General features: G+C 62.8%; 16 protein-coding genes, 4 tRNA genes and 1 pseudogene. 12 read left to right on the forward strand and 9 right to left on the reverse strand.

The window, feature by feature from the left end; translation table 11 throughout:
• Window positions 1-3: 3 nt before the first annotated feature.
• Window positions 4-783 (reverse strand): HAD-IIA family hydrolase, encoded by a 780-nt coding sequence (locus ACP8JZ_RS07710; protein ID WP_277101936.1) that lies wholly within the window; start codon window positions 781-783, stop codon window positions 4-6.
• Between the two features lie 578 nt (window positions 784-1361).
• Here ACP8JZ_RS07710 and ACP8JZ_RS07715 point away from each other — a divergent pair.
• Together ACP8JZ_RS07715 and ACP8JZ_RS07720 are read left to right on the forward strand one after the other, a co-directional pair.
• Window positions 1362-1667 (forward strand): annotated as a pseudogene (locus ACP8JZ_RS07715) (hypothetical protein); the annotation flags it as partial.
• Window positions 1668-1742: 75 nt separating this feature from the next.
• Complete coding sequence (locus ACP8JZ_RS07720) at window positions 1743-2054, forward strand: methylated-DNA--[protein]-cysteine S-methyltransferase (protein ID WP_306517215.1); 312 nt, start codon at window positions 1743-1745, stop codon at window positions 2052-2054.
• Window positions 2055-2131: 77 nt separating this feature from the next.
• Here the strand turns inward: ACP8JZ_RS07720 and ACP8JZ_RS07725 are convergent.
• Window positions 2132-2204 (reverse strand) — tRNA-Lys (locus tag ACP8JZ_RS07725).
• Between the two features lie 639 nt (window positions 2205-2843).
• Here ACP8JZ_RS07725 and ACP8JZ_RS07730 point away from each other — a divergent pair.
• The 5 genes from ACP8JZ_RS07730 to ACP8JZ_RS07750 all read left to right on the forward strand — a co-directional run bounded on the left by ACP8JZ_RS07730 (window position 2844) and on the right by ACP8JZ_RS07750 (window position 7565).
• Window positions 2844-4676 (forward strand): VldE C-terminal domain-containing protein, encoded by a 1833-nt coding sequence (locus tag ACP8JZ_RS07730; RefSeq protein WP_306517216.1) that lies wholly within the window; start codon window positions 2844-2846, stop codon window positions 4674-4676.
• A 309-nt stretch (window positions 4677-4985) separates the two neighbouring features.
• Window positions 4986-5061, forward strand: a tRNA-Glu gene (locus tag ACP8JZ_RS07735).
• Between the two features lie 407 nt (window positions 5062-5468).
• Window positions 5469-5542 (forward strand) — tRNA-Asp (locus ACP8JZ_RS07740).
• 58 nt (window positions 5543-5600) lie between these two features.
• A tRNA-Phe gene (locus tag ACP8JZ_RS07745) sits at window positions 5601-5677 on the forward strand.
• 406 nt (window positions 5678-6083) lie between these two features.
• Window positions 6084-7565, forward strand: coding sequence for an MFS transporter (locus tag ACP8JZ_RS07750; RefSeq protein ID WP_306517217.1), 1482 nt, complete (start codon window positions 6084-6086; stop codon window positions 7563-7565).
• Window positions 7566-7892: 327 nt separating this feature from the next.
• Here ACP8JZ_RS07750 and ACP8JZ_RS07755 read toward each other — a convergent pair whose 3' ends face one another.
• The 7 genes from ACP8JZ_RS07755 to purF form a co-directional block, all read right to left on the reverse strand.
• Window positions 7893-8840: a carbohydrate ABC transporter permease gene (locus tag ACP8JZ_RS07755; protein WP_306517218.1), complete on the reverse strand. Its 948-nt coding sequence runs from the start codon at window positions 8838-8840 to the stop codon at window positions 7893-7895.
• Window positions 8840-9736 (reverse strand): carbohydrate ABC transporter permease, encoded by an 897-nt coding sequence (locus ACP8JZ_RS07760; protein ID WP_306517219.1) that lies wholly within the window; start codon window positions 9734-9736, stop codon window positions 8840-8842. The genes ACP8JZ_RS07755 and ACP8JZ_RS07760 overlap by 1 nt, the downstream gene beginning before the upstream one ends.
• A 372-nt stretch (window positions 9737-10108) precedes the next feature.
• Window positions 10109-11416 carry an ABC transporter substrate-binding protein gene (locus tag ACP8JZ_RS07765; RefSeq protein WP_484482355.1) on the reverse strand — a complete coding sequence of 436 codons (1308 nt, stop codon included), beginning with the start codon at window positions 11414-11416 and terminating at the stop codon, window positions 10109-10111.
• Between the two features lie 100 nt (window positions 11417-11516).
• Window positions 11517-12518 (reverse strand): alpha/beta hydrolase, encoded by a 1002-nt coding sequence (locus tag ACP8JZ_RS07770; RefSeq protein ID WP_484482825.1) that lies wholly within the window; start codon window positions 12516-12518, stop codon window positions 11517-11519.
• A gap of 101 nt (window positions 12519-12619) precedes the next feature.
• Window positions 12620-12823 carry a DUF3073 domain-containing protein gene (locus ACP8JZ_RS07775; protein ID WP_021105074.1) on the reverse strand — a complete coding sequence of 68 codons (204 nt, stop codon included), beginning with the start codon at window positions 12821-12823 and terminating at the stop codon, window positions 12620-12622.
• A 133-nt stretch (window positions 12824-12956) separates the two neighbouring features.
• Complete coding sequence (gene purM / locus ACP8JZ_RS07780; RefSeq protein ID WP_484482356.1) at window positions 12957-14024, reverse strand: phosphoribosylformylglycinamidine cyclo-ligase; 1068 nt, start codon at window positions 14022-14024, stop codon at window positions 12957-12959.
• A 6-nt stretch (window positions 14025-14030) separates the two neighbouring features.
• On the reverse strand, window positions 14031-15527 hold the full coding sequence (purF, locus tag ACP8JZ_RS07785; protein ID WP_484482357.1) for an amidophosphoribosyltransferase: 1497 nt from the start codon (window positions 15525-15527) through the stop codon (window positions 14031-14033).
• Between the two features lie 379 nt (window positions 15528-15906).
• On the opposite strand from purF, the gene ACP8JZ_RS07790 reads away from it, so the two are divergent.
• The 5 genes from ACP8JZ_RS07790 (at window position 15907) to ACP8JZ_RS07810 (ending at window position 20862) form a co-directional block, all read left to right on the forward strand.
• On the forward strand, window positions 15907-17367 hold the full coding sequence (locus ACP8JZ_RS07790; RefSeq protein ID WP_306517224.1) for a recombinase family protein: 1461 nt from the start codon (window positions 15907-15909) through the stop codon (window positions 17365-17367).
• Between the two features lie 147 nt (window positions 17368-17514).
• Window positions 17515-17835: a helix-turn-helix domain-containing protein gene (locus ACP8JZ_RS07795; protein WP_306517225.1), complete on the forward strand. Its 321-nt coding sequence runs from the start codon at window positions 17515-17517 to the stop codon at window positions 17833-17835.
• Window positions 17836-17970: 135 nt separating this feature from the next.
• Window positions 17971-18663, forward strand: coding sequence for a hypothetical protein (locus ACP8JZ_RS07800; RefSeq protein ID WP_484482358.1), 693 nt, complete (start codon window positions 17971-17973; stop codon window positions 18661-18663).
• Window positions 18606-19874 carry a phage/plasmid primase, P4 family gene (locus ACP8JZ_RS07805; protein ID WP_484482359.1) on the forward strand — a complete coding sequence of 423 codons (1269 nt, stop codon included), beginning with the start codon at window positions 18606-18608 and terminating at the stop codon, window positions 19872-19874. Before ACP8JZ_RS07800 ends, ACP8JZ_RS07805 begins: the two co-directional genes overlap by 58 nt.
• Window positions 19875-20262: 388 nt before the next feature.
• The gene (locus ACP8JZ_RS07810; protein ID WP_306517228.1) at window positions 20263-20862 is read left to right on the forward strand and encodes a recombinase family protein; all 600 of its coding nucleotides are present in this window, start codon (window positions 20263-20265) and stop codon (window positions 20860-20862) included.
• Window positions 20863-20939: the final 77 nt, after the last annotated feature.

Below are 20939 nucleotides of genomic sequence, written 5' to 3' on the forward strand. Positions count from 1 at the left end.
CCCTCAGATGAGGTCGATGAGATCGTCCACCGAGTCCAGCACGAGATTGGGCCGGTAGGGGTAGGCGTCGATGTTCTCACGCTTGGTGATGCCGGAGAGCACGAGGACGGTGAACAGGCCAGCCTCCATGCCTGCAACCATGTCGGTGTCCATCCGGTCTCCGATCATGGCGGTGTTCTCCGAGTGGGCCTCGATACGGTTGAGGGCCGAGCGGAACATCATCGGGTTGGGCTTGCCGACGACGTAGGGCTTGCGACGTGACGCCGACTCGATCATGGCGGCGACGGCACCGGTGGCGGGCAACGGACCCTCCTTGGAGGGGCCGGTGGCGTCGGGGTTGGTGCAGATGAATCGGGCCCCGTCGACGATGAATCGGACGGCCTTGGTGATGGCCTCGAAGGAATAGGTGCGGGTCTCACCGAGGACGACGTAGTCGGGCTCGGTGTCGGTGAGAATGAACCCCGCCTCGTGCAGGGCCGTCGTCAGGCCCGCCTCACCGATGACGAAGAGTCGGGCGCCAGGCTGCTGATCGGCAAGGAACCGTGCCGTGGCCAGGGCGGAGGTCCAGATGTTCTCCTCGGGGATCGTCAGACCGGACATCTGCAGCCGGGCTGACAGATCTCGCGGGGTGAAGATGGAATTGTTCGTCAACACCAGGAAGCGATGTGAGGTGTCCACCCATCGCTCGATGAGGTTGCTCGCGCCGGGGATTTCGTGGTTCTCACGTACGAGAACGCCGTCCATGTCGGTGAGCCAGCACTCGATGTCAGCCGGATTACGCATGGCTCAAGCTTAGCGGGCCTGTTCCACCTGCGTGACTGGGCGGCCCACAACCGAATCGCATCGTGTGTGACCGGTGGTGACCCTGCCCCGGGTACCCGCTTCCCGTCGCCAGGGAACCATTTTCCACGAGGGGGAGGGCTCCACGGGTTCCCAAGGCTCCACGGCTCAGAATCGAGCTTGCCGATGGTCTGCGGGGATCCTCGCAGACGAAGATCCCCGTCTCGCTGACAAAAATCCCCATACGAGCACACTCTCGTCACCGGTGTGCCGCTCGGGGCCGCCCGCTGACATTTTTGTCACGCCAGCTCCAAGACCCCCACGACAGCACGCTTCACCACATGACTCGCGCGCCCCAGAAGGCTGTTGGCCGACGTCACGGGAATTGTGTGCATCAACAAGAGCACACGGCCGCACGCGAACACACTGCCGCCCGCCAAGTACCGCACCCCCTACCATCGCAGGACTGCCTACCTTCGAAGGACTGCGAAAAATGTCACCAGCCCACCACCAGCAGCGCTGCGGTGACCTCACCGAATCCCTGGTGACAATTTTTGTCACGCCTCGATCCGGCTCGATGCATGTGCAACGATCCACCTGTGTCGTCAAGAACCATCCCCACAGATCCCGAGCCTTCGAGTGCGTGCCTCTCCAGGACTGTTGCCTCCCCGATCGGTCCGCTGACCCTGATCGCCACCGGGAAGGGATTGGCACGCGTGTGCTTCGCCGGTGAGCTGGTCGGCCATGGCACCGGCACGAGAAGTGGGCACCCAGGGCTGGCCAACCCCGGGTGTGAGGAACAGATGAATCCAGAAGCCGCAGCGATTCTGAACGACACCGAATGTCAGCTCACGGAGTATTTCGCCCAGCAACGCCGTCATTTCGACATCCCGCTGGACTGGTCATCGGACACAGGATCCAGCCTGACGCACCCACGCCCTTCCCAGCAAAGGAGCGGTCCCATGCCCAGTGCCTTCACCAGGCAGGTGCTTCAGGGGTTGCTGCAGATCGACTACGGGCAACGGTGGAGCTATGGGAAACTCGCCACCGAGCTGGGGCACCCGGGAGCAGCACGGGCGGTGGGATCGGCCTGTGGACGCAACCCGATCCCGATAGTCGTTCCGTGCCATCGGGTGGTGCATGCGGATGGCTCGATGGGTGGGTATCGCGGCGGAGGCGCCGTCAAGCGTTTCCTGCTGAGGCTTGAAGCGGCATCTCACACATGGACGAGGCAGGGTGACGATGATCCACAACCTGGGCTGCCCGATCACTGAACGCAGTACGAGCACCACTCATGGACGATCATGAACCACCAAGCACGGAGTCGTCCCCGGATGCATCGAAAATCTTGTGCCCCCACTGGGGCTCGAACCCAGGACCCACGGATTAAAAGTCCGCTGCTCTGCCAACTGAGCTACAGGGGCCAGACCGAGCCAGCATAGCCGATTGACGTCATCCTGTCTCGTCCCGCCGCGCTGCGGTTCCAGGACGGCGCGAATCCACCACCATCCGCACCATCGGGTGATCTGACGCACCACAACAGCACTGCCTGTCCACCTGCCAAGCCCCCACGTCAGCTCGCGGACGACTCACATATCGCCATGAGCTGCCCGCCAGTGGCGCCTCACACGTCGTGGTACGACCATCGCTCTGGCCGACCTTCACGCGACGCGACCAATCTTCAGGAAATCTCAGGAAACCCTCAACCTGTTCGTGGCGCGCTTCTACACATTCTGACCTGCCCCCGACACACCTCGAGTTCGAGCCAGATGCAGTCACAGCGAAGGAATGAGCAGCATATTCCCTTGCCACAAGCCCTTTCCAAGAACTCATCCAGTTTCTGCACCAGAATTTCATCAATGTAATTTTTACATGAAACTCGGCGTGTCGCGTTGAATCCCCGAACTCAAACCCTCAACCTGGCTTCCTTTTTCTCATTCATCTGGCTTAGGTTTGCCTCACAGTGTCAAGCCCCATTGGTGAGCAACGCGACAGCTCGTGGGAAAACCCGTGGGGCGAGGCGAATCGATTTGTCACCACCAGCTCGGAAAAGGAGCACGCTCATGGGTCTATCTCGCCCCGTCCGACTCAGCGCGACCGCCCTCGCATCGGCAGGGCTCGTCACGACTGGTATCGGTTTCCCCACGTCTCAGCTGGCACACGCCGAAGGTCGGACAGTGATGGCGACCACGGCCGTCAACGTGCGATCTGGCCCGGGAACCTCCTACAAGATCCTGGGCGTGCTCTACCCAGGACACACCGCCCAGCAGATTGGCAACACCAAGTACGGCTGGGCCCAGGTGACCTGGAAGGGACACACTGCCTACATCGCCGCCCGGTACCTGCGTGACTCTTCTGCCGCCGGCTCAAGCAACACTCACGTCACCCTGCGCCCCTCCCCGGGCGTCCCCAAGGCCGCCCCAGTGTCGGCCTCCGTGGTGCGTCCAGTGGTCGGACAGAAGCGCAGCACGGCAGTACTCATGGTGCGCAGCTCCTACACCAACCACTTCGGTTCCGAGGGCGACGCCCCCATCGGCACCATCTTCGACGTCACCGGCCGCACCGCCAACGGTCTTGCCGAGGTGATCTGGCAGGGACGTCCCCGCTGGGTCAACGCCAAGTACCTGACGTCCGTCAACGCCCATCGTCCAGCCAGGCACAACGCTCCGATCAAACCCGGCAGAGCGACCAAACCCAGCGCACCTGGAAAATCGACCAAGCCGAGCAAGCAGACCAAGCCACGCACACCAGCCAGGCCGGCAAAGCCCAGCACACCGGCGAAGCCTGCGAAACCCACCACCCCGACCAAGCCCGTGAGGCCCAGCACACCAGCCAAGGCAACCACGCCTGCTAAGCCCAGCACCCCGACAAAGCCCACGCACCCCACAAAACCGGCAAAGCCGAGCACACCAGCCAAGCCCGTGGTACGTCCAGTGGTCGGGCAGGCTCGCGGCACAACGGCCCTCATGATCCGCACGTCGTTCACCAGCCATTTCGGCACCGAAGGTGACGCTCCTTCCGGCACCATCTTCGACGTCACCGGCCGCAGGGCCAACGGGATGGCTGAGGTGATCTGGCGAGGACGCCCCCGCTGGGTCAACGCCAAGTACCTGACACCGGTCGGCAGCTCCAAGCCGAAACCAAGCAAGCCGCGCACCCCCGCGAAGCCCGCACGTCCCACCACACCGGCCAAACCGGCAAAACCGAGCACCCCTGCCACCCCCAAGGTCACTGGTGTGCGTTACGCCACCACTGCGTTGGACATCCGCACCGCTTCGGGATCCTCCTCCCGGACCGTGGGCGAGGTGGCAACCGGCACTGCCCTGAGCATCACGGGGGTCACCGCCAATGGTCGTTCCCAGATCGTCTACCGGGGGCAGACCCGCTGGGTCACCAGCAAGTGGCTGTCCGCCAACAAGCCCGGCACGGCCAGCAAACCCAGCGCCACCAAACCTGCTGCCCCCAAGAAGGCGAAGTCCGGCAAGACCAGTACCCCGAGCAGCCCGGGCAACTGGAACAAGCTCATGGCCGGTGGATCCGAGGGATTGTCGGGACTGCGCCCAAGCGCCAAGGGAATCGTCAACAACGTGCTCCAGAACTTCTCGCAGATCACCACGATCTACGGTGTGCGGCCCCACGATCCCTACCCGGATCATCCCAGTGGTCACGCGATCGACCTCATGCTCCCCAGCTACAAGAGCAATGAGGCGCTGGGCTGGAAGATGGCCAAGTACTACCAGGCTCACGCCAGCGAGCTGGGAGTGAGCTACATCATCTTCCACCAGCAGATCTGGAGTGTCGCCCGCGATTCCGAGGGATGGCGTCACATGGAGGATCGTGGTGGGGACACCGCGAACCACATGGATCACGTACACATCACGACGATCTGGGACTGATGCCTCGCAGGGGTGGGGGCACGACTCGTGCCCCCACCCGTACTGCCCCCGTACTGGCCGTGAGAATGCGCTTGGCCGAGCCGACCGTTCCCATGCTCGTCACTCGCGAAGGCTGCGAGCGCGCCACCAGCCCCGCACAGCCCAGAGCCCCATGGAAATGGTCGGCCGGATACATGGGTCTCAGCGACACCCCACAGAGCCAGGACCTCAACGGCCACGATGATGCTGCACGACGAGACCCACGAGGAGACCATCGTCTGGAATTTCGCACGGATGCTCGGCGACCGCTAATATGAGGTCCTGCGCCTTGTCCCGATCGTCCAGAGGCCTAGGACACCGCCCTTTCAAGGCGGCAACGCGGGTTCGAATCCCGTTCGGGATACCACTGCCGCAACCACGATCGCTGCGGTTTTTCTCACATTGACCAGGGTGGGGCTGCCCCGGCAGGCCATGCACCCAGAACTTGCTGCACCGTGCCACCCACCTCAGGGCATGGGGTGATGACGGTGCGCCCCCATCCAGTGGCCATGCGGCTCACCCAGACATCTGACGATGTTTGCACCTTCCCTACTGTTCGGTCCCGAGATGCGCCGATACAGGAAGTTCGCTTCTGGCGAATTGCGCGGCCGCCACGAGACTCGCTCCAGGAGAGCAAAGTGCCTAGTCAGAGCAATTTTTTATCAACATGTCCCCTCGATTTCACTTTTGCGCCTCCCTATTGCTAAGCTATTCGAGCTGCTGGAGAGCAGCGGTCGAAACTCCTCGAAGTCCTCGTGGACATCGGAGAGATGAGGCCCCGTAGCGCAGTTGGTTAGCGCGCCGCCCTGTCACGGCGGAGGTCGTGGGTTCAAGTCCCATCGGGGTCGCGGAAGCGGTGATGAAAGTCACCGCTTTTGTGTTGAGTGGTCACCACGAGACGCAGATGGCCGGGTAGCTCAGTTGGTACGAGCGTTCGCCTGAAAAGTGAAAGGTCACCGGTTCGATCCCGGTCCCGGCCACCACAGCCCCCGCGTCGGGGCTTTTTTCGTATCCAGACGTGCCAGTGCAGTGAAGAACGTCACGTCGAGGCAAGGCCGCCGAGACATCCTCCATCAGGGATGAGTCGTTGTCACAAGTTCCGGCCCAGAAGGTGACCCCAGCCAAAATGGCATCGGGCGGTCTCGGAACACCATTGACAGCAACCAGCACACATCGGCCGAACATGTGGGCGCACCGACAAGCCTCGGGAAGAGTTCACCCTGTGAACAGCGAATCGGAGCGCTCACCGCTCACCACCATCCGGTACCACCACGCCCCCGCCAGCACCCCTCGCAAAGCCATGTGTATGCTGATGCGCGTTGTTCACACGGGTGGGCAGCCTGGCAAGTGCGCCACGCCAGTACCGCGCCTCTTTGAAAGAGTTTTCACATGGCCATAACCTGTGCCCAGCAAGAATCCTCAACCCAGGAACACAGTTCTGCACCGGAATCCAGACCATGCGACGTCAACGGCGACGTCGTCACCACCAGCAGAGCCTGGGGAGCCCTGAGTGCACTGCTCATCGCCCTGTTCATGCGTCTGGTGGATCTCAGCACCGTCGCGACAGCCATGCCTGCCATCACACGGGGGCTGCACGCCAGCCTCGTCGGCACGATGTGGGTACACACCGCATATCTACTGTCCTATGCCATCCCCCTCATCATTTCCGGACGCCTCGGTGATCGGTTCGGTACCCGACGCATCTTCGTCATCGGAATGCTCGTCTTCACCTTCGCCTCCCTGGGCAGTGGGCTGTCCATCAACATCGGCATGCTCATCACCTTCCGGGTGTGCCAAGGACTCGGGTCGGCGCTCATGGCACCGCAGTCGATGACGCTCATCACCCAGCTGTTCCCGCCACAGGAACGCGGACGTGCCCTGGGACTGTGGAGCGCAACGTCAGGGGCAGCCACCCTCATCGGCCCCATTCTGGGCGGGATGTGCATCGACCACTTCGGCTGGCACTCCATCTTCTTCATCAACCTGCCCATCGCCGCCATCGGACTGTGGCAGACCATGCACGCCATGCCGAAACTGCCGCACACCACCACGCGCATCGACTGGGTGGGAGTGGTGCTGTCGGGTATCGCCATGACCCTCATCGTCTTCGGCATCCAGGAAGGACGCACCTACCACTGGGGGGTCATTCGTGGCGTCATCTCCGTACCACTGCTCATTGGTCTTGGAGTGGTGACCATGATCGCCTTCCTCCTCTGGCAGGGACACCTCGGGCGAACTGCAGGTCAGCCACTCATCCCGTTGCGGCTCTTTCGACAACACGACTTCTGTCTGGGGATCCTGGCGGTGGCCTTCGTGGGCACCTACGTGCCAGCCGTCACCCTCGTCCCCACCATGTACCTGCAGCAGGCACGTGGGTTGACACCCACCAAGGCATCTCTGCTGCTCATCCCGGCCTCACTGTTCTCGGTGCTGCTCTCCCCCGTGGCCGGACGCGTCGTCCAGCGCAGGAGTTCTGGGCGAGTCGGGGCATTCGGCACGGGCGCTGTGGCCACCGTCTGTCTGCTGTGGTTGGCTCTCATGACGGATGCAACACCCCTGTGGGTGCTCCTACTCGTCACCGCCCTCATGGGAGTGGGAAGCGCCTTCGTGTGGCCACCGATCTCGTGGACGACGAGCCATGATCTGGCTCACGAGGATGCTGGGGCAGGTTCCAGCGTCTACAACACGACACGGCAGATCGGACAGGTCATCGGCTCAGCGATCATTGCCACGATTCTCGACTGGCGCACCTCGGCAGCTCCGAACCTCGCCCGCGGATTCGGGCAGTCGATGCTCGTGCCGATGATAGGTGCCCTCATCGCATTCTCGGCGACACTCTTCTTCAACGACTATGGAAGAAGAGCCCAGTGAGCACCGTGGGGTCGACGCAGGCAGACACACTGCATCAAGCTCAGGCCCGACTCACCTGAACAGGTCGCGCCACCCGAACGTCGTGCGACGGTAGATCGCGCCTTTCACCGATCGTTTGGGACTCTTGACGAACCCAACGCCTTTCTTGCCGTACCACGGGATGACGGCGCCTTTCACTGACCTTTTGACGCGTCCCGTGGTGCGTGCCTTGACGGACCTCTTCACCGATGGTTTACGCAGTCCAATCTTCATCTCACATCTCCCAGACATGTGACATCGTCGCTACGATTTTCTCATCGTGCTGGAAAACATGAAACTCATCCACCATCACTTCACCGAGCCACTCATGAGCCCGGACACGAAGTACCTGCCCAAGGCGATGTAGACGATGAGGGTGGGCAACGACGCCACCAGCACACCTGCCATGATCTGCGGATAGTTGGGGTTCTGGCCCGATGCCAAGGCATTGAGCCCGAACGTCACCGGGCCATTGTTCTGGTTGGTGAGGAACAACGCGAAGATGAAGTCGTTCCACGCACTCGTGAACTGCCAGATCAACGTCACGATGAACCCGGGAACCGACACCGGCAGCACAACCCTGTTGTACGTCGAGAAGGTGTTGGCCCCATCCACCCGAGCCGCCTCGATGATCTCGGTGGGCACCGCTGTCGCGTAGTAGTTGCGGAAGATCAGGGTGCAGATCGGGATGCCGTAGACGATGTGCACCAGGATCAACGTCGGGATACCTGCGAACCACGGAGCCCCCGCCTGGACGTCGAGCATCATGCCCGACAACGGGATCATGATCGCCTGGTAGGGGATGAACATTCCGAACAGGAACAGCACGAAGATGACGTGCGATCCCGGGAACTTCCATTTCGCGAAGATGTATCCATTGAGGGAGCCGAGGACTGCCGACAGCACGGCAGCGACGACTGCCAGTACGAGGGAGCGCCCCAGCGCCGGGGCGAGGACGTGCCAAGCAGCCTGCCAGCCCTCCACCGACCACGTCGAGGGCAGCTTCCAGGCCGTGGACTGGGAATACTCCGATGGTCGTTTGAAACTCGTCACCAGTAGCGCGTACAGCGGTGTGAGCACGAGCACGGAGAAGAAGACGAGCAGCACGTACCGCAGCCCGGTCCATGCTCGGTGCGCCGTGGTGGAGCTGCGTACCCTGCCCGGTCCGTGGTTTTTGTGTTTACCATGAACCTTGCTGCTTGTGTGCCGGTCAGATGCGGGGTTGAGCGTCTCAGATTCCACAGCGGCGGTGTTCATCAGCGTCCTCCCTTCTCGGTGCGGTTGGTGTAGACGAGGTACGGCACCACGACCACGGCGACGATGAGCAGCAGAAGCGTTGCGTTGACGGCCGCCATCGTCGGGTTGTTGAGCTGGAACATCTGCACCCACATCAAGGTGGCGGGCACCTCGGTGATGAACGAGCTCTGCCCGGCAATGGCATAGATGAGATCGAACATCTTCATGGACATGTGGCCGACGATGATGAGTGCACTCAACGCAATCGGCGACAACTGCGGAAAGAGTACGTGCCAGTACAGCTTGAACTCACTGGCTCCATCGACGCGAGCCGCCTCACGCTGATCCTCCGAGATTCCTCGGAACCCGGCAAGGAATAGCGCCATGATGTAACCCGACAGCTGCCAGATGGCCGGGATCGCCATGGCCGCCATGTTGAACCTACCGGCGGAGTACCACGTGGACTGCAGTCCGGGCAGCCCCATGATCTGGAACAACTGATTGAGTCCGACTGCCTGGTCCCCCTGGGCTGGCGAGAGCAGCCACCGCCAGATGACGCCGGCCGCCACGAATGACACCGCCATGGGGAAGAGGAAGATCGAGCGGAACAGCCCTTCCCCCGGTATTCCCTTCTCCAGGAGCAAGGCCCACAGCAGACCGAAGATCATCGTTCCCACGACGAACACCACGGTGAGAACCAACAGGTTCCACAACGAGTGCAGGTAGCGATCATCGGACAACAGGGCAGCGTAGTTGCCCCAACCCCCTGGTGCCTTCACCCGACCCGACCGCGTCGTCACTCGTGCGAACGAGGTGGCGATGCTCTTGCCGATGAATCCATAGACGAAGACACCGACCAGAATGATCGATGGCAGAACGAACAGGAAACTGGGCAACCAGCGTTTCACTCTTTGCATTACACTCTTTCCCCTCGTGGACACCTGCGTCCACAACACATCACGGACTCCGCGGACGTCTTTGTTCGGGCGCCCTGCACTGGCACCGTCATGGATCGACGACACCCGCCCCATGCCAAACTGAGAACTTCTCAGGTGGTGGCTCCCGGGACGTTCGGAGCCACCACGAGCCGACCAGCCCTCCCGCTGCCCCGGTGACATGGTCACCAGAGCGTGAATCGTCACGGGATCCCGGTCAGTGGCTGGCAACCGTCAACCACGAGGCTGGCCCGCAGATCGACTGGTTCTGCGGAGCGCAGACCCACTCAATGTGTGACGAGTCCGCCTCACGTGGCCTGACTCTTGTCTGAAGGCTCGTCCAGCGCAACAGACTCACATGGCGTACTTGTCGTGCGCAGCCACCAGGGCCGAGACGAAGTTGTCGGTGTTCTTGTCCTGGTGGAACTTGCTCATCGCCGTGTTGATCTCTGAGCTCCAGGCCAGGGGAACGGCAGCCCCGTGGGCGATCGAGGAGACGATCTTCTTCTCCTTGAAGTCCTTCATGGCCTTCTGCTGGTACGCGTTGAAACCATCTGGGGAGACGTCGGTACGAGCGGGGATCGAGCCCTTGATCTGGTTGAAGGTGGACTGAGCGTCCTTGGAACCCACGAACCGCAGCCAGTCCTTGGTGGCCTCCGGGTTCTTGGTGCCGGTGGGCAGGGTGAACGAGTCGGCCAGGAACCCGTAGACGTCCCCCTTGCCGGGCAGGGCGAAGGCGGTGTAGTCCTTGCCGAAGGTCTTGTTCCTGGAGTCGAACTCGGCCACCGCCCAGTCGCCCATGATGTTGTAGGCGGCGCTACCATCGGACACCATGTCGGTGGCAGCTGGCCAGTCGTCCCCGTCAGAGGCGGTGTTGGCGAAGCTCAGAGCCTTCTTGAAGTCCTCGATGGAGGCCTTGACCTCTGGGCTGCTCCAGTTGCCGTCCTTGGTGAACAGTGCCGAGTAGCCGTCGGCACCGAGGTTGGCCATGAGGATCGACTCGAGCAACTCGGTCTGGGTCCATGTACCACCGATGGACAGCGGAGTGGCCACCCCGGAATCCTTGACCTTCTGCAGGTCGGCGAGCCAACTCTTGACGTCGGACGGGGTGTCCTTGATGCCAGCCTTCTTCAGCGCCGCCGTGTTGGCCCACACGACGTTGGAGCGGTGTATGTCCACGGGTACGGAGTAGATGTGGCCGTCCACCGTGAGACGATCCAGAAGGGTCCTGGGGAGCACGGAGTCGCCACCCAGCTCCTTGATGAGGTCGTCGACCGGCTCGATCTGCTCGTTGTCGATGTAGTCGGTGAGCTCGGCACCAGCGTGTCCCTGGAAGGAGCCGGGCGGGTTGCCGTTCTGCAGGTCGGAGGCCAGCTTGGCCTTGGCATTGGACCCGGATCCACCAGCAACCGCCAGGTTGACGAATGTGTCGTTGGGGTACTGCTTCTTGAACGACTTCTCCAGAGCGTCCAGGCCCTTCTTCTCCGATCCGTCGGCCCACCAGGTGAACACGCCCACCTCGCCGCCGGCACCGCCTGCCTTGGGGGACGACGCCACCTGATCCGACGACTTGTCGTCAGCACTCCCGTCGCCGTTGGAGCCGCAACCCGTCAGCAGAATGGCTGCCGCGGTAGCCAGTGCCCCGATCTTCTTACCGTTCATCGTTACCTCACATCAGCAGTGGGACCGTCCTCATCGTGAGCATCCACGCACACGAACGGCCTCTGAACCCCTGCGTCCAGCAGATCAACTCTCGCAGAGCTCAATCCTTTTTGCAATGGTCCACAGCGCGGGTCCGAGAATGGGGAGTCACCCAGGCGTCTCGCCAGGTGCGCATCTGCTCGAACACCTCGGCGCGGACAGGCTCCTCGGACAGGACGAGGTCGTGCAGGCCACCGTCGATGCGTGCCACGGTGACGTGGGCACCCAGATGTACCGCTGCGCTGGCCAACCGCTCCACGTCCAGAACGGTGTCAACGTGCCGCATGTCCTCGTTCCAGGTCGTCGACAGGTCGCTGCGCGCCGACATGAGGCACAGCACCGGTACGTCGATGCTCAACCCGGCACGTACCCGCTCCTGCCCGGAGACGATGGCGGCGAGCCACCCAGCTCGTACCTTGAATGGCGCGTCCTGGGGGTTCTTCAGCTCGGGAATGTCCCACTCTCCCCCATCGGCCCTGCGTATCGACCGGCCGAAGTTGTCGCGCTCGGAGTGTCGGATCACCGCATCGGGATCTGCCCGGCACATGGTTCTGCTCGCGGCACTGATCATTGATCGGGTGATGGCCGACCCCTGCATGTCGAGCCACGGGGAGTTGAGGATGAGCCCGTCGACGGTGTGTGGGTGTCGATCTGCCCACAGCGAGGCAATGAGGCCGCCGGTGGAGTGTCCCATGAGGGTCACGGAGTCATGATCGGCGAGGATGGCGCCCATCGCTGCGTCGATCTCCTCGTCGTACTCGCCGAGGTCGTCGATCCAGCCAGAGCGCTGCCCCGCCACGATGTTGCGTCCGTATCGACGCAGGTCGAGAGCATGGAAGTCTGCACCCCATGACTCGACCTCAGCTGCCAGATGGGCCTGGTGGAACAGGTCGGACCAGCCATGGATGTACAGCACGGCACGCTGCTGCTGTGGCTGGGAGCATCTGGCCACCAAGGTGGCCGTCAGTTCACCGTCCGGATCACCGGGGACCTTGCGCGCATGGGGCAGACCCATGACGGCGCAGTGGAACCCCGGAACAACACGATCCGGGTGCCAGTCCACAACGCTCACCCACTTGAAGGAACAGGTTCACCACAGTGAAAGAGCAGGGTTGGCCTTGTCGGGCCTAGCCGCTGCTGAGCACCAGTCATGGCTGGTTGAGTTCAGTCGTCCTCGCCGTAGTGTGCGTACTTCTCGGCAAGATCGGCGTACTCGTCGGACAATCCGTCATCGTCGTGGTGAGTCTGTTCATGGGTTCGATCACCTCGAAGTTCTCTCTCCAAGGATTCCAGATCCATGTTCACCGAACGGTACTTCAGATCGCGAGCGACCTTGGTCTGTTTCGCCTTTGCACGGCCGCGCCCCATATGGGTCGACCCCCTCGCTTGTCATCGCGGCATTGCCGCCGTAGGTCCTATTACTGTCGTGAGACACAGGCTACCGGAGGCGACGGGTCAGTGCCAAAGCACGCCCCTCACCTGAGCGCAAAAGGTTGACGCATCAGTCCATGGAATACCCACCGAGCAGCGAGACAGCAGGCACGTCGGAGCTCTCGCGGGAGGCCACGGTGCCGCATTGCCATGCGGTGAGGTCACGTCCCGCCAGGAACTCCAGGGCTTCGGACACCTGATCGTCCGGCAGGGCGATGACCATTCCGACGCCCATGTTGAGGGTTTCCTCAATATCAGATTGTGAGACGGCTCCGACCTTCTGGACGATCCGGAAGATGGGGGCCGGGGACCAGGTGGATCGTTCGATCGTGGCCGTCAGGTGGCTGGGCATGACGCGGGTCAGGTTGTTGGCCAATCCGCCGCCGGTGACGTGGCACATGGCGTGCACCTCACCATGGTGGACCAGGGCGAGCAGGTCTGCGGCGTAGACGATCGTCGGTTCCAGGAGCTCCTCACCCACGGTGCGTCCCAGCTCGTCGACGTGCCGGTCCAGCGTCCAGCCGGCCTGTTCCAGCAGCACGTGGCGCACCAGGGAGTAGCCGTTGGAGTGCAGCCCCGAGGAGGCCACCGCGATGAGCGCGTCGCCCTCGGCAATGCGCTCGGGGCCGAGGATCTCGTCGCGTTCCACGACACCTGTGGTGGCTCCAGCGACGTCGAACTCGTCGGGGGCGAGCAACCCGGGATGTTCCGCGGTCTCACCGCCAAGCAGGGCACATCCGGCCTTCTGACAGGCCTGGGCGATCCCCTTGACGATCGAGGCGATGACCTCGGGATCCACGTGGCCGCACGAGATGTAGTCGGTGACGAACAGCGGCTCGGCACCCACCACGACCAGGTCGTCGACGAGCATGCCCATGAGGTCGAAACCAATGGTGTCGTAGACCTTCATCCGACGGGCGATGTCCACCTTGGTGCCCACTCCGTCCGTCGAGGTGGCCAGCACCGGGTGTCGGTAGTCCTTGAACGTCGCGGCATCGAAGAATCCGGCGAATCCCCCCAGACCGCCCAGCACCTCGGGGCGCCTGGTACCAGCCACATGCTCCTTCATGAGCTCGACGGCGCGGTCACCTGCAGCGATGTCGACACCGGCGCGGGCATACGCGGTTTCGTGGGTCATGACTGGTCAGTCCTCGTCTTTCGGGGTGAGCTGATGGGGGTCAAGGGTGGCATCGGCGAGCATGGCCTGCGATCCCTTGGGGACGTCCACCGGGTAGACGCCGTCGAAACAGGCCCGGCACAGCTCGTCGGGCTGCACGTGGGTGGCACGGATGAGCCCGTCCAGGCTGATGTAGCTCAGGGAGTCCGCACCGATGGACCGGCAGATCTCGTCAATGCTCAGGCCGGGGGCAATGAGTTCGGCCCGAGTGGCGAAATCGATGCCATAGAAGCACGGCCACTGCACCGGCGGGGACGAGATGCGCACGTGCACCTCCTTGGCACCGGCCTCGCGCAGCATGCGGATGAGCTGACGCTGGGTGTTGCCACGCACGATCGAGTCGTCGACGACAACCAGACGCTTGCCCGAGATGACGTCACGCAGCGGGTTGAGCTTGAGACGAATACCCAGGTTGCGCAAGGTCTGGGAGGGCTGGATGAAGGTACGCCCGACGTAGTTGTTCTTCACCAGTCCCATGCCGTAGGGAATGCCCGACTCGTCGGCATACCCGATCGCCGCCGGCGTGCCCGATTCCGGCACCGGAATGACGAGGTCGGCGTCTGCCGGAGCCTCCTGGGCAAGGATCTTGCCCACCTTGACGCGCACGTTGTGCACCCGGCGTCCCGAGATGATCGTGTCGGGGCGAGCCAGGTAGACGTACTCGAAGATGCAGCCCTTGGGTCGGGCCTCAGCAAATCGCCGGGTGCGCAGCCCGGCCTCGTCGATCGTCACCATCTCGCCGGGTTCGATCTCACGCACGAAGGTGCCGCCGACAATGTCGATGGCTGCCGTCTCGGAGGCGACGACCCAACCATTCTGCAGACGCCCCAGCACGAGCGGACGAATGCCCTGTGGGTCACGAGCAGCGTACAGGGCGTTGTCGTCCATGAGGACGAGGCTGAAGGCACCACGCAGCTTGGGCAGCACCTGCGCGGCCACCTGCTCGACCGAACCGTCGTAGGTGGCCATGAGTGCCGTCACCAAGGAGGTGTCGTTGGAGGAGTCCATGCGCTCCTTGTGCGGGACGGTGCCCTCCGGATTGCGTTGGGCGATGAGCTGCTCGAGCTCATCGGCGTTGGTGAGATTGCCGTTGTGCGCCAGAGCCAGACCACCGCCGTCTGGCATGGACCGGAACGTCGGTTGGGCGTTGTCCCACACGCTCGAGCCGGTGGTGGAGTAGCGGGTGTGGCCAATGGCCAGGTGCCCCGCCAGGGAGTTCAGGGTCGCTTCGTCGAACACCTGCGAGACCAACCCCATGTCTTTGAAGACCATGGTTCGTCTACCGTTCGAGACCGCCATACCGGCGGATTCCTGCCCGCGGTGCTGCAGGGCGTACATGCCGAAGTAGACGAGTTTGGAAACGTCCTCACCGGGGGCATAGATGCCGATGACACCACACTCGTCCTGAGGGCCATGGTCGAAGGGATCGAGGTCTGCAGTGAGCCTTCCGTCAACACGGTTCACCTGTCCATCCTATCGCACCTGCACCATTCTCGCGCCGGTAGGCCGCGAGCCACCGATGAACAGCCACGACCGGGCCCGGCCCCGGAGCAACCCTGTCGGGAATTGCCCGGCCCCGGATCAGCCCCTGACTGGAGCAGCCACTGCTTGGAACAACTGGACACCACGAGGCAGAGGTTCGTGGTGTCTGGCGACATTTTTGTCACCAGACACACGGCCGAGCCACACCTGTGACGACGAGTGACGCCCCGTGACAAAATCGTCACCCCACGACCGCCTCGCACCGCAGCGGCGGTACAGGCCCTCAAGCTGACAAAAATGTCAACTTGAAGTACCTCGACTTCACGACTTTATGACGTTGATGTTCTGTAGAGTGCCGAACATGACCGTTGCTGCTGCTTACCTCCGTGTCTCCAAGGCTGACGAGACCGATGACGAATCCTTGACGCTGGAGACCCAGCGGCGCCGCATCAAGGCCCTGTGCAAGGCTCGCGGCTGGCTGTACGGGCCGGAGTACATCGACGAGGGTGTCTCGGCGACGAAGCGCCGAGACGAGAAGACACGGTGGGCCGAGCTTCTGGCTGACGTGGGCCGGGGCAAGTTCGACGTCATCGTTGCACGCGACCTGGACAGGCTGCTGCGCACGCTGCAGGATCTGGTGAAGCTGATTGATCTTAAGGCCAGGGTGGCGACGGTCGACGGTGAGATCGACCTCACCACGGCCGACGGTGAGCTCCGGGCGACCATGCTCGCAGCGGTGGCCCGGTTTGAGATCCGCCGCAAGTCGGAGAGGTCCATCGGCGCGAACGAGACCCGGCGCAGGAAGGGCTTGCCCATCATTCGGGTGAAGATTCTGGGCTACGACGACGACGGCATCACCCAGATTGACGACGAGGCGGCCGCCGTCGAGAAAGCCTTTCTGGATTACCTGTCCGGCGTCGGGCTGGCACAGGTGTGTCGTGACCTCAATGCGGGTGGATTCACCTCAAGCAGGGGCTTGCCCTGGTCGAACAACAACATCCGGTCGCTGCTGATGAACGCCCGATACAAGGGCGTCATCACGAAGTGGGAGCCTGATGCACAGAAGCGTAAAGCTAGCGGGGCGCTCACCGACGAGGTGTATCCGGGCATCTGGGACCCCATCGTCACCGCTGACGTGTTCGACGCCGTCCAGGCCAAGCTGCGTGACCCGGCCCGCCGGAGAAACTGGGGCACCGAGCCCAGGTACCTCATGTCCGGCCTGCTGAGGTGCGGCAAGTGTGGCGGCAAGATGTACACGAGTTTCTACTGTGCGCCTGACCGGACGTTGAAGTCGGGCAAGGTGGTGAAGACCGCTCCGAAGCGCATCTACAAGTGCCTGACTCACAATCACTTGTCACGCGTGGCCGAGCCGATCGACGAACTCGTCGAGCGTATCGTGCTTGCCCGGCTCCAGGAGCCTGACGCGGCAGACCTGTTCAGCCCGCAGCAGGACGACGGCATGAAGCGAGATGAGTTGCGGGCGGAGCGGCTGGCACTCCAGACCAGGTACGACTCGCTGGCCGGCCTCGTCACCGACGGCCTCCTGCCTGCCGACCAGGTACGGCAGGAAGCACCACGGTTGGTTGGCCGCATCAAAGAGATCGACGGGCTTCTCGCGCCCGGACCCGAATCCGTAGGCCAACAACTCGCCGAAGCTCCAGACATCGAGGAGGCATGGGCAGAACTGGACATGGCCCACCGGCGGATCGTCGTGGGCGAGATCCTCACCCTGACGCTGCTGCCGGGCGGACGGCCCAAGAAACTCGAAAAGCTCCCCCGCACCGTGGCAGATCCCGACCTCAAGATCGAGATGCTTGGGTAGTGAAATCCGGCCAACACCGGCTATAATGGGAGAAGCCCACGGGGTCCGAGGTAGTAACTCGGTGTGATTGAGCCCCCGATATGAGCCGGAGAATAAGGCCGAACGACAGACAGGGTTCCGGAAGATCTCACGTGAGGTTTTCCGATCATGACCGCAACGTCTGTTGCTTTTCACCCTGACGATCCCTACACCGTCTCTCTGCTCGATGCCGCCAATGCAACGGGCTACGACAAGGACTATCTGCGCAAGCTCGCCAAGGCTGGCCGGCTGCACGGCGTCCAGAAGAAGAACCGGGCCTGGTATTTCCGGCCCGAGGACGTGGCCGCGCTCGTCGCGCCCAAGGAAACGGCCATCGAGGCTGAGCAGGATCGACTGCTGGCCGAGCTCATCAAGATGGCACCGAGGTTCACCCCTGAGCGCAAGGCCCGCATCGCCGCAGCCTTCGCCAATCACGGCGAGGAGGCGTGATCTCATGAGCGCACAAGAAAGCCGCCCCGGGGAAACAAGGCGGCAATCACGAAGTTCGTCAAGATGTTCGGCTTGAACGGTGTTCAGCTTACCAGCTTGGCGTCCCCCCACGCGAGCCCATCGGGGGTGGTGACGATGAGCACGCCCCTCAACGACATCATCCGCAGCACCACGGCTTCGTACCTGGCCGACCTGGACAGGTCGAACCCTCCGGCGCCGTCCACGATCGAGTCCGAACTCCTGGAGAAGGTGAACCTCGCGATCGGGACTGAGAACACCACTCGTACCGGACGTGAGCGCCTGCCCATGCTGAAGACGTTGACCACGTACCAGATCGCCATGATTCTCCGGGAGCTGCACCACACTAAGCGGATCGGCCTGACGGGACCGACGGGGAGCCGGGACTTGGACGTCGTGGGCGTCTACCAGACCAAGGGCCCCCGGACCGGTTTGTACGACATCGAGAACGACAACATCCGAGCCATGGCCCGGCAGTTCAACAACTCGCTCACCAAGGCTGACTTCGAGGAGGTGCTGACCGCGCTCGCTGACATCTGCCCTCGTGTGGTTCTTCGCTACGACCCCGACTACGTCGCGGTGAACAACGGGATGTTCAACCGGCCGAAGCAGGCGCTGGAGCCGTTCACCCCGGAGCGGGTGCTCATCCATAAGACCAGCATCGACGAGATAGTTAACCCGAGCGTGGTGCAGATCCCATGCCCGACCAGCGGGTCTGGGAGTTCAACGCCTGGCTCGTGGACCTGTTCTGCATGGACGAGAACGACCCCGACCAGGTGGCGGAGGCCGAGCGCATGGCGCACTTCGTGAAACAGTGCATGGCGGCCTGCCTGCGCCCCGGTACGGACTGGGACAAGGTGGCCTTGTTCTACGCGGAGCAGGGCAGCAACGGCAAGGGCACCATCGTGAGCATCATCGAGAACATCCTGGGCGAGGGCGCGTCGCTGTCGATCCCGTTGGACAAATTCGCCGAGGACGCCTACATCGAGAAGACCCCGGGCATCATGGCGGTGCTGACCCACGAGAACCCGGTCAACGCCTTCGCGAAGGACGTCTCGCGGTGGAAGGCTTTCACGACGGGCGACAAGTTCCGTGTGAACCGGAAGTACAAGTCGGCGATCGAGCTGATCGTCCAGTGCTTCCAGGTCCAGTGCTTCAACTCCAAGTTCCGCACGCCGGATACCTCGGATTCGTTCTATCGCCGCCTCATGGTCATGCCCTTCCTCAAGACCTTCAAGGGTGCGGCCGAGCGCAAGTACATCAAGAAGGACTACCTCCGGCGCAAGGACGTCCTGGAGCGTATCCAGTGGGAGCTGCTCCGCATGGACTTCGACACCTTCGACATCCCGGAGACGGTGCTCCGGGCCACCGAGGAGCTCCAGCGCGACAACGACCCGGTTCAGACCTTCTGGTCCGAGATCAGCTCGGAGCTGGCCTGGGACGTCATCCCGGCCAAGTTCATCTTCGACCTGTTCGACGCGTGGGCGATACGCAACAAGATGGGGGTCAAGATGGGCCGCAACACCTTCTACGAGAGGCTGCAGCAGACGCTGCGCGGCGATGGTTGCTGGGCCTACCAGGAGGGCAAGGTGCGCATCGGGCGGCACCTCGATGCCGCCGAGCCGCTGGTCAGCAGGTACCAGCTCCGCGACTGGGACGGTCTCGACCTCCCTGCCGACTCCCAGGGCGGCTGGGGCGCCCGTGCACGCGCAGTGCTGCCCCAGCTGGCCACCAACGTTGTCCGTCGCCTGCCCTGGCGCGACGGGCACCCACCACCAACGGGGCCTGCGGCACGTGCCGCAGGCCCCGTTGTTCCCTTTTCAGGGGTCGATGTTCCCTTTTTGTTCCCCTTCCAGCGGGAAACAGGAACGCGGAATCTCCTGATACACCAGGAGAAATCGGCCCATGTTCCCGTTGTTACCCTTTTTCGGGAGAACCAGCACATGCGCGCGTGCGTGCGCGCGAGCCCGCGCGCACGTAAGTTGCTCTATCAAATGGTAACAACGGGAACATCCATCTAAAACACCTAGTCAGATCCCCTTTCAACCGTTCCCTTTCGCCATTTCAAACGGGAACAAAAAGGGAACATCCTGGCTAAAAAGGGAACATCCGACCTCGAAGCACACCTATGTAGCACCCTTGACTGTGCTCTGTGATGAGAGAGAGCGAGACCGGCGGGCCGTCAGGCCCGTCCGGGCGAAGCCGTCCGGCCGCAGGCCGGGCCTTGGTTGCCATGTCCGTCACACCTGTTGCACTGGTAACACCGGCCGTCAGGCCGGGCCCTGCTGCACTGTCCATCAGGGTGTACCTGGTGGACACCTCCCCGGTACTGGCTACGGTGCGTCCATCAGGGTTGGGGTAGAGTGCCATTGGACAGAAACGACGAGTGGTCTCAAGAGGTTGTTGGACATGTCGGAGAAAATGACCCGGGTTGTAGGCCAGACCGTCGGCTACGCCCGCGTGTCGTCGAGCGACCAGAACCTCGCACGGCAGCTCGAAGCTCTGGGCGACGTCGACAAACTCTTCACTGACCAGGCATCGGGCAAGGATGTTGACGGCCGGGCGCAGCTCAAGGCGATGCTGAACTGCGTCTGCGCGGGCGACGTCATCACGGTGAAGAGTCCCGACCGATTGGCCCGCGACACCATCGACCTGTTGACGCTGGTGCGCGACCTCGGCGAGCGCGGCGTGAAGGTCAGCTTCGTCGACATGCCGGAGCTCAGCACCGACTCCCCTAGCGGCGGGTTCGTCCTGACGATCTTCGCCGCCGTGGCCGAGTTGGAGCGGCGGATGATCCGGGAGCGCCAGGCCGAGGGCATCGCCCTAGCGAAGGCAGCGGGCAAGTACGACCGTGGGCCGAAGTTAACGCCCGACCAGATCGCCCAGGCGCGCCAGCGCGTCGAGGAGGGCGTCTCCAAGGCGAGAATTGCCCGAGACCTCGGCGTGGCCCGCACGACGCTGTACGCAGCGCTTGCGGGCACTGGGCGCTACGGCCGTGTCGGTGCCTAGAGGCAGACTTCATTCCGAAGGGATAGAGGCGAGGCGGGGACGTCCCGCCAGGAAACCGTTGAGGTACTACTGGAGGG

This window comes from Cutibacterium sp. LaCa_286 (genome assembly GCF_057198075.1).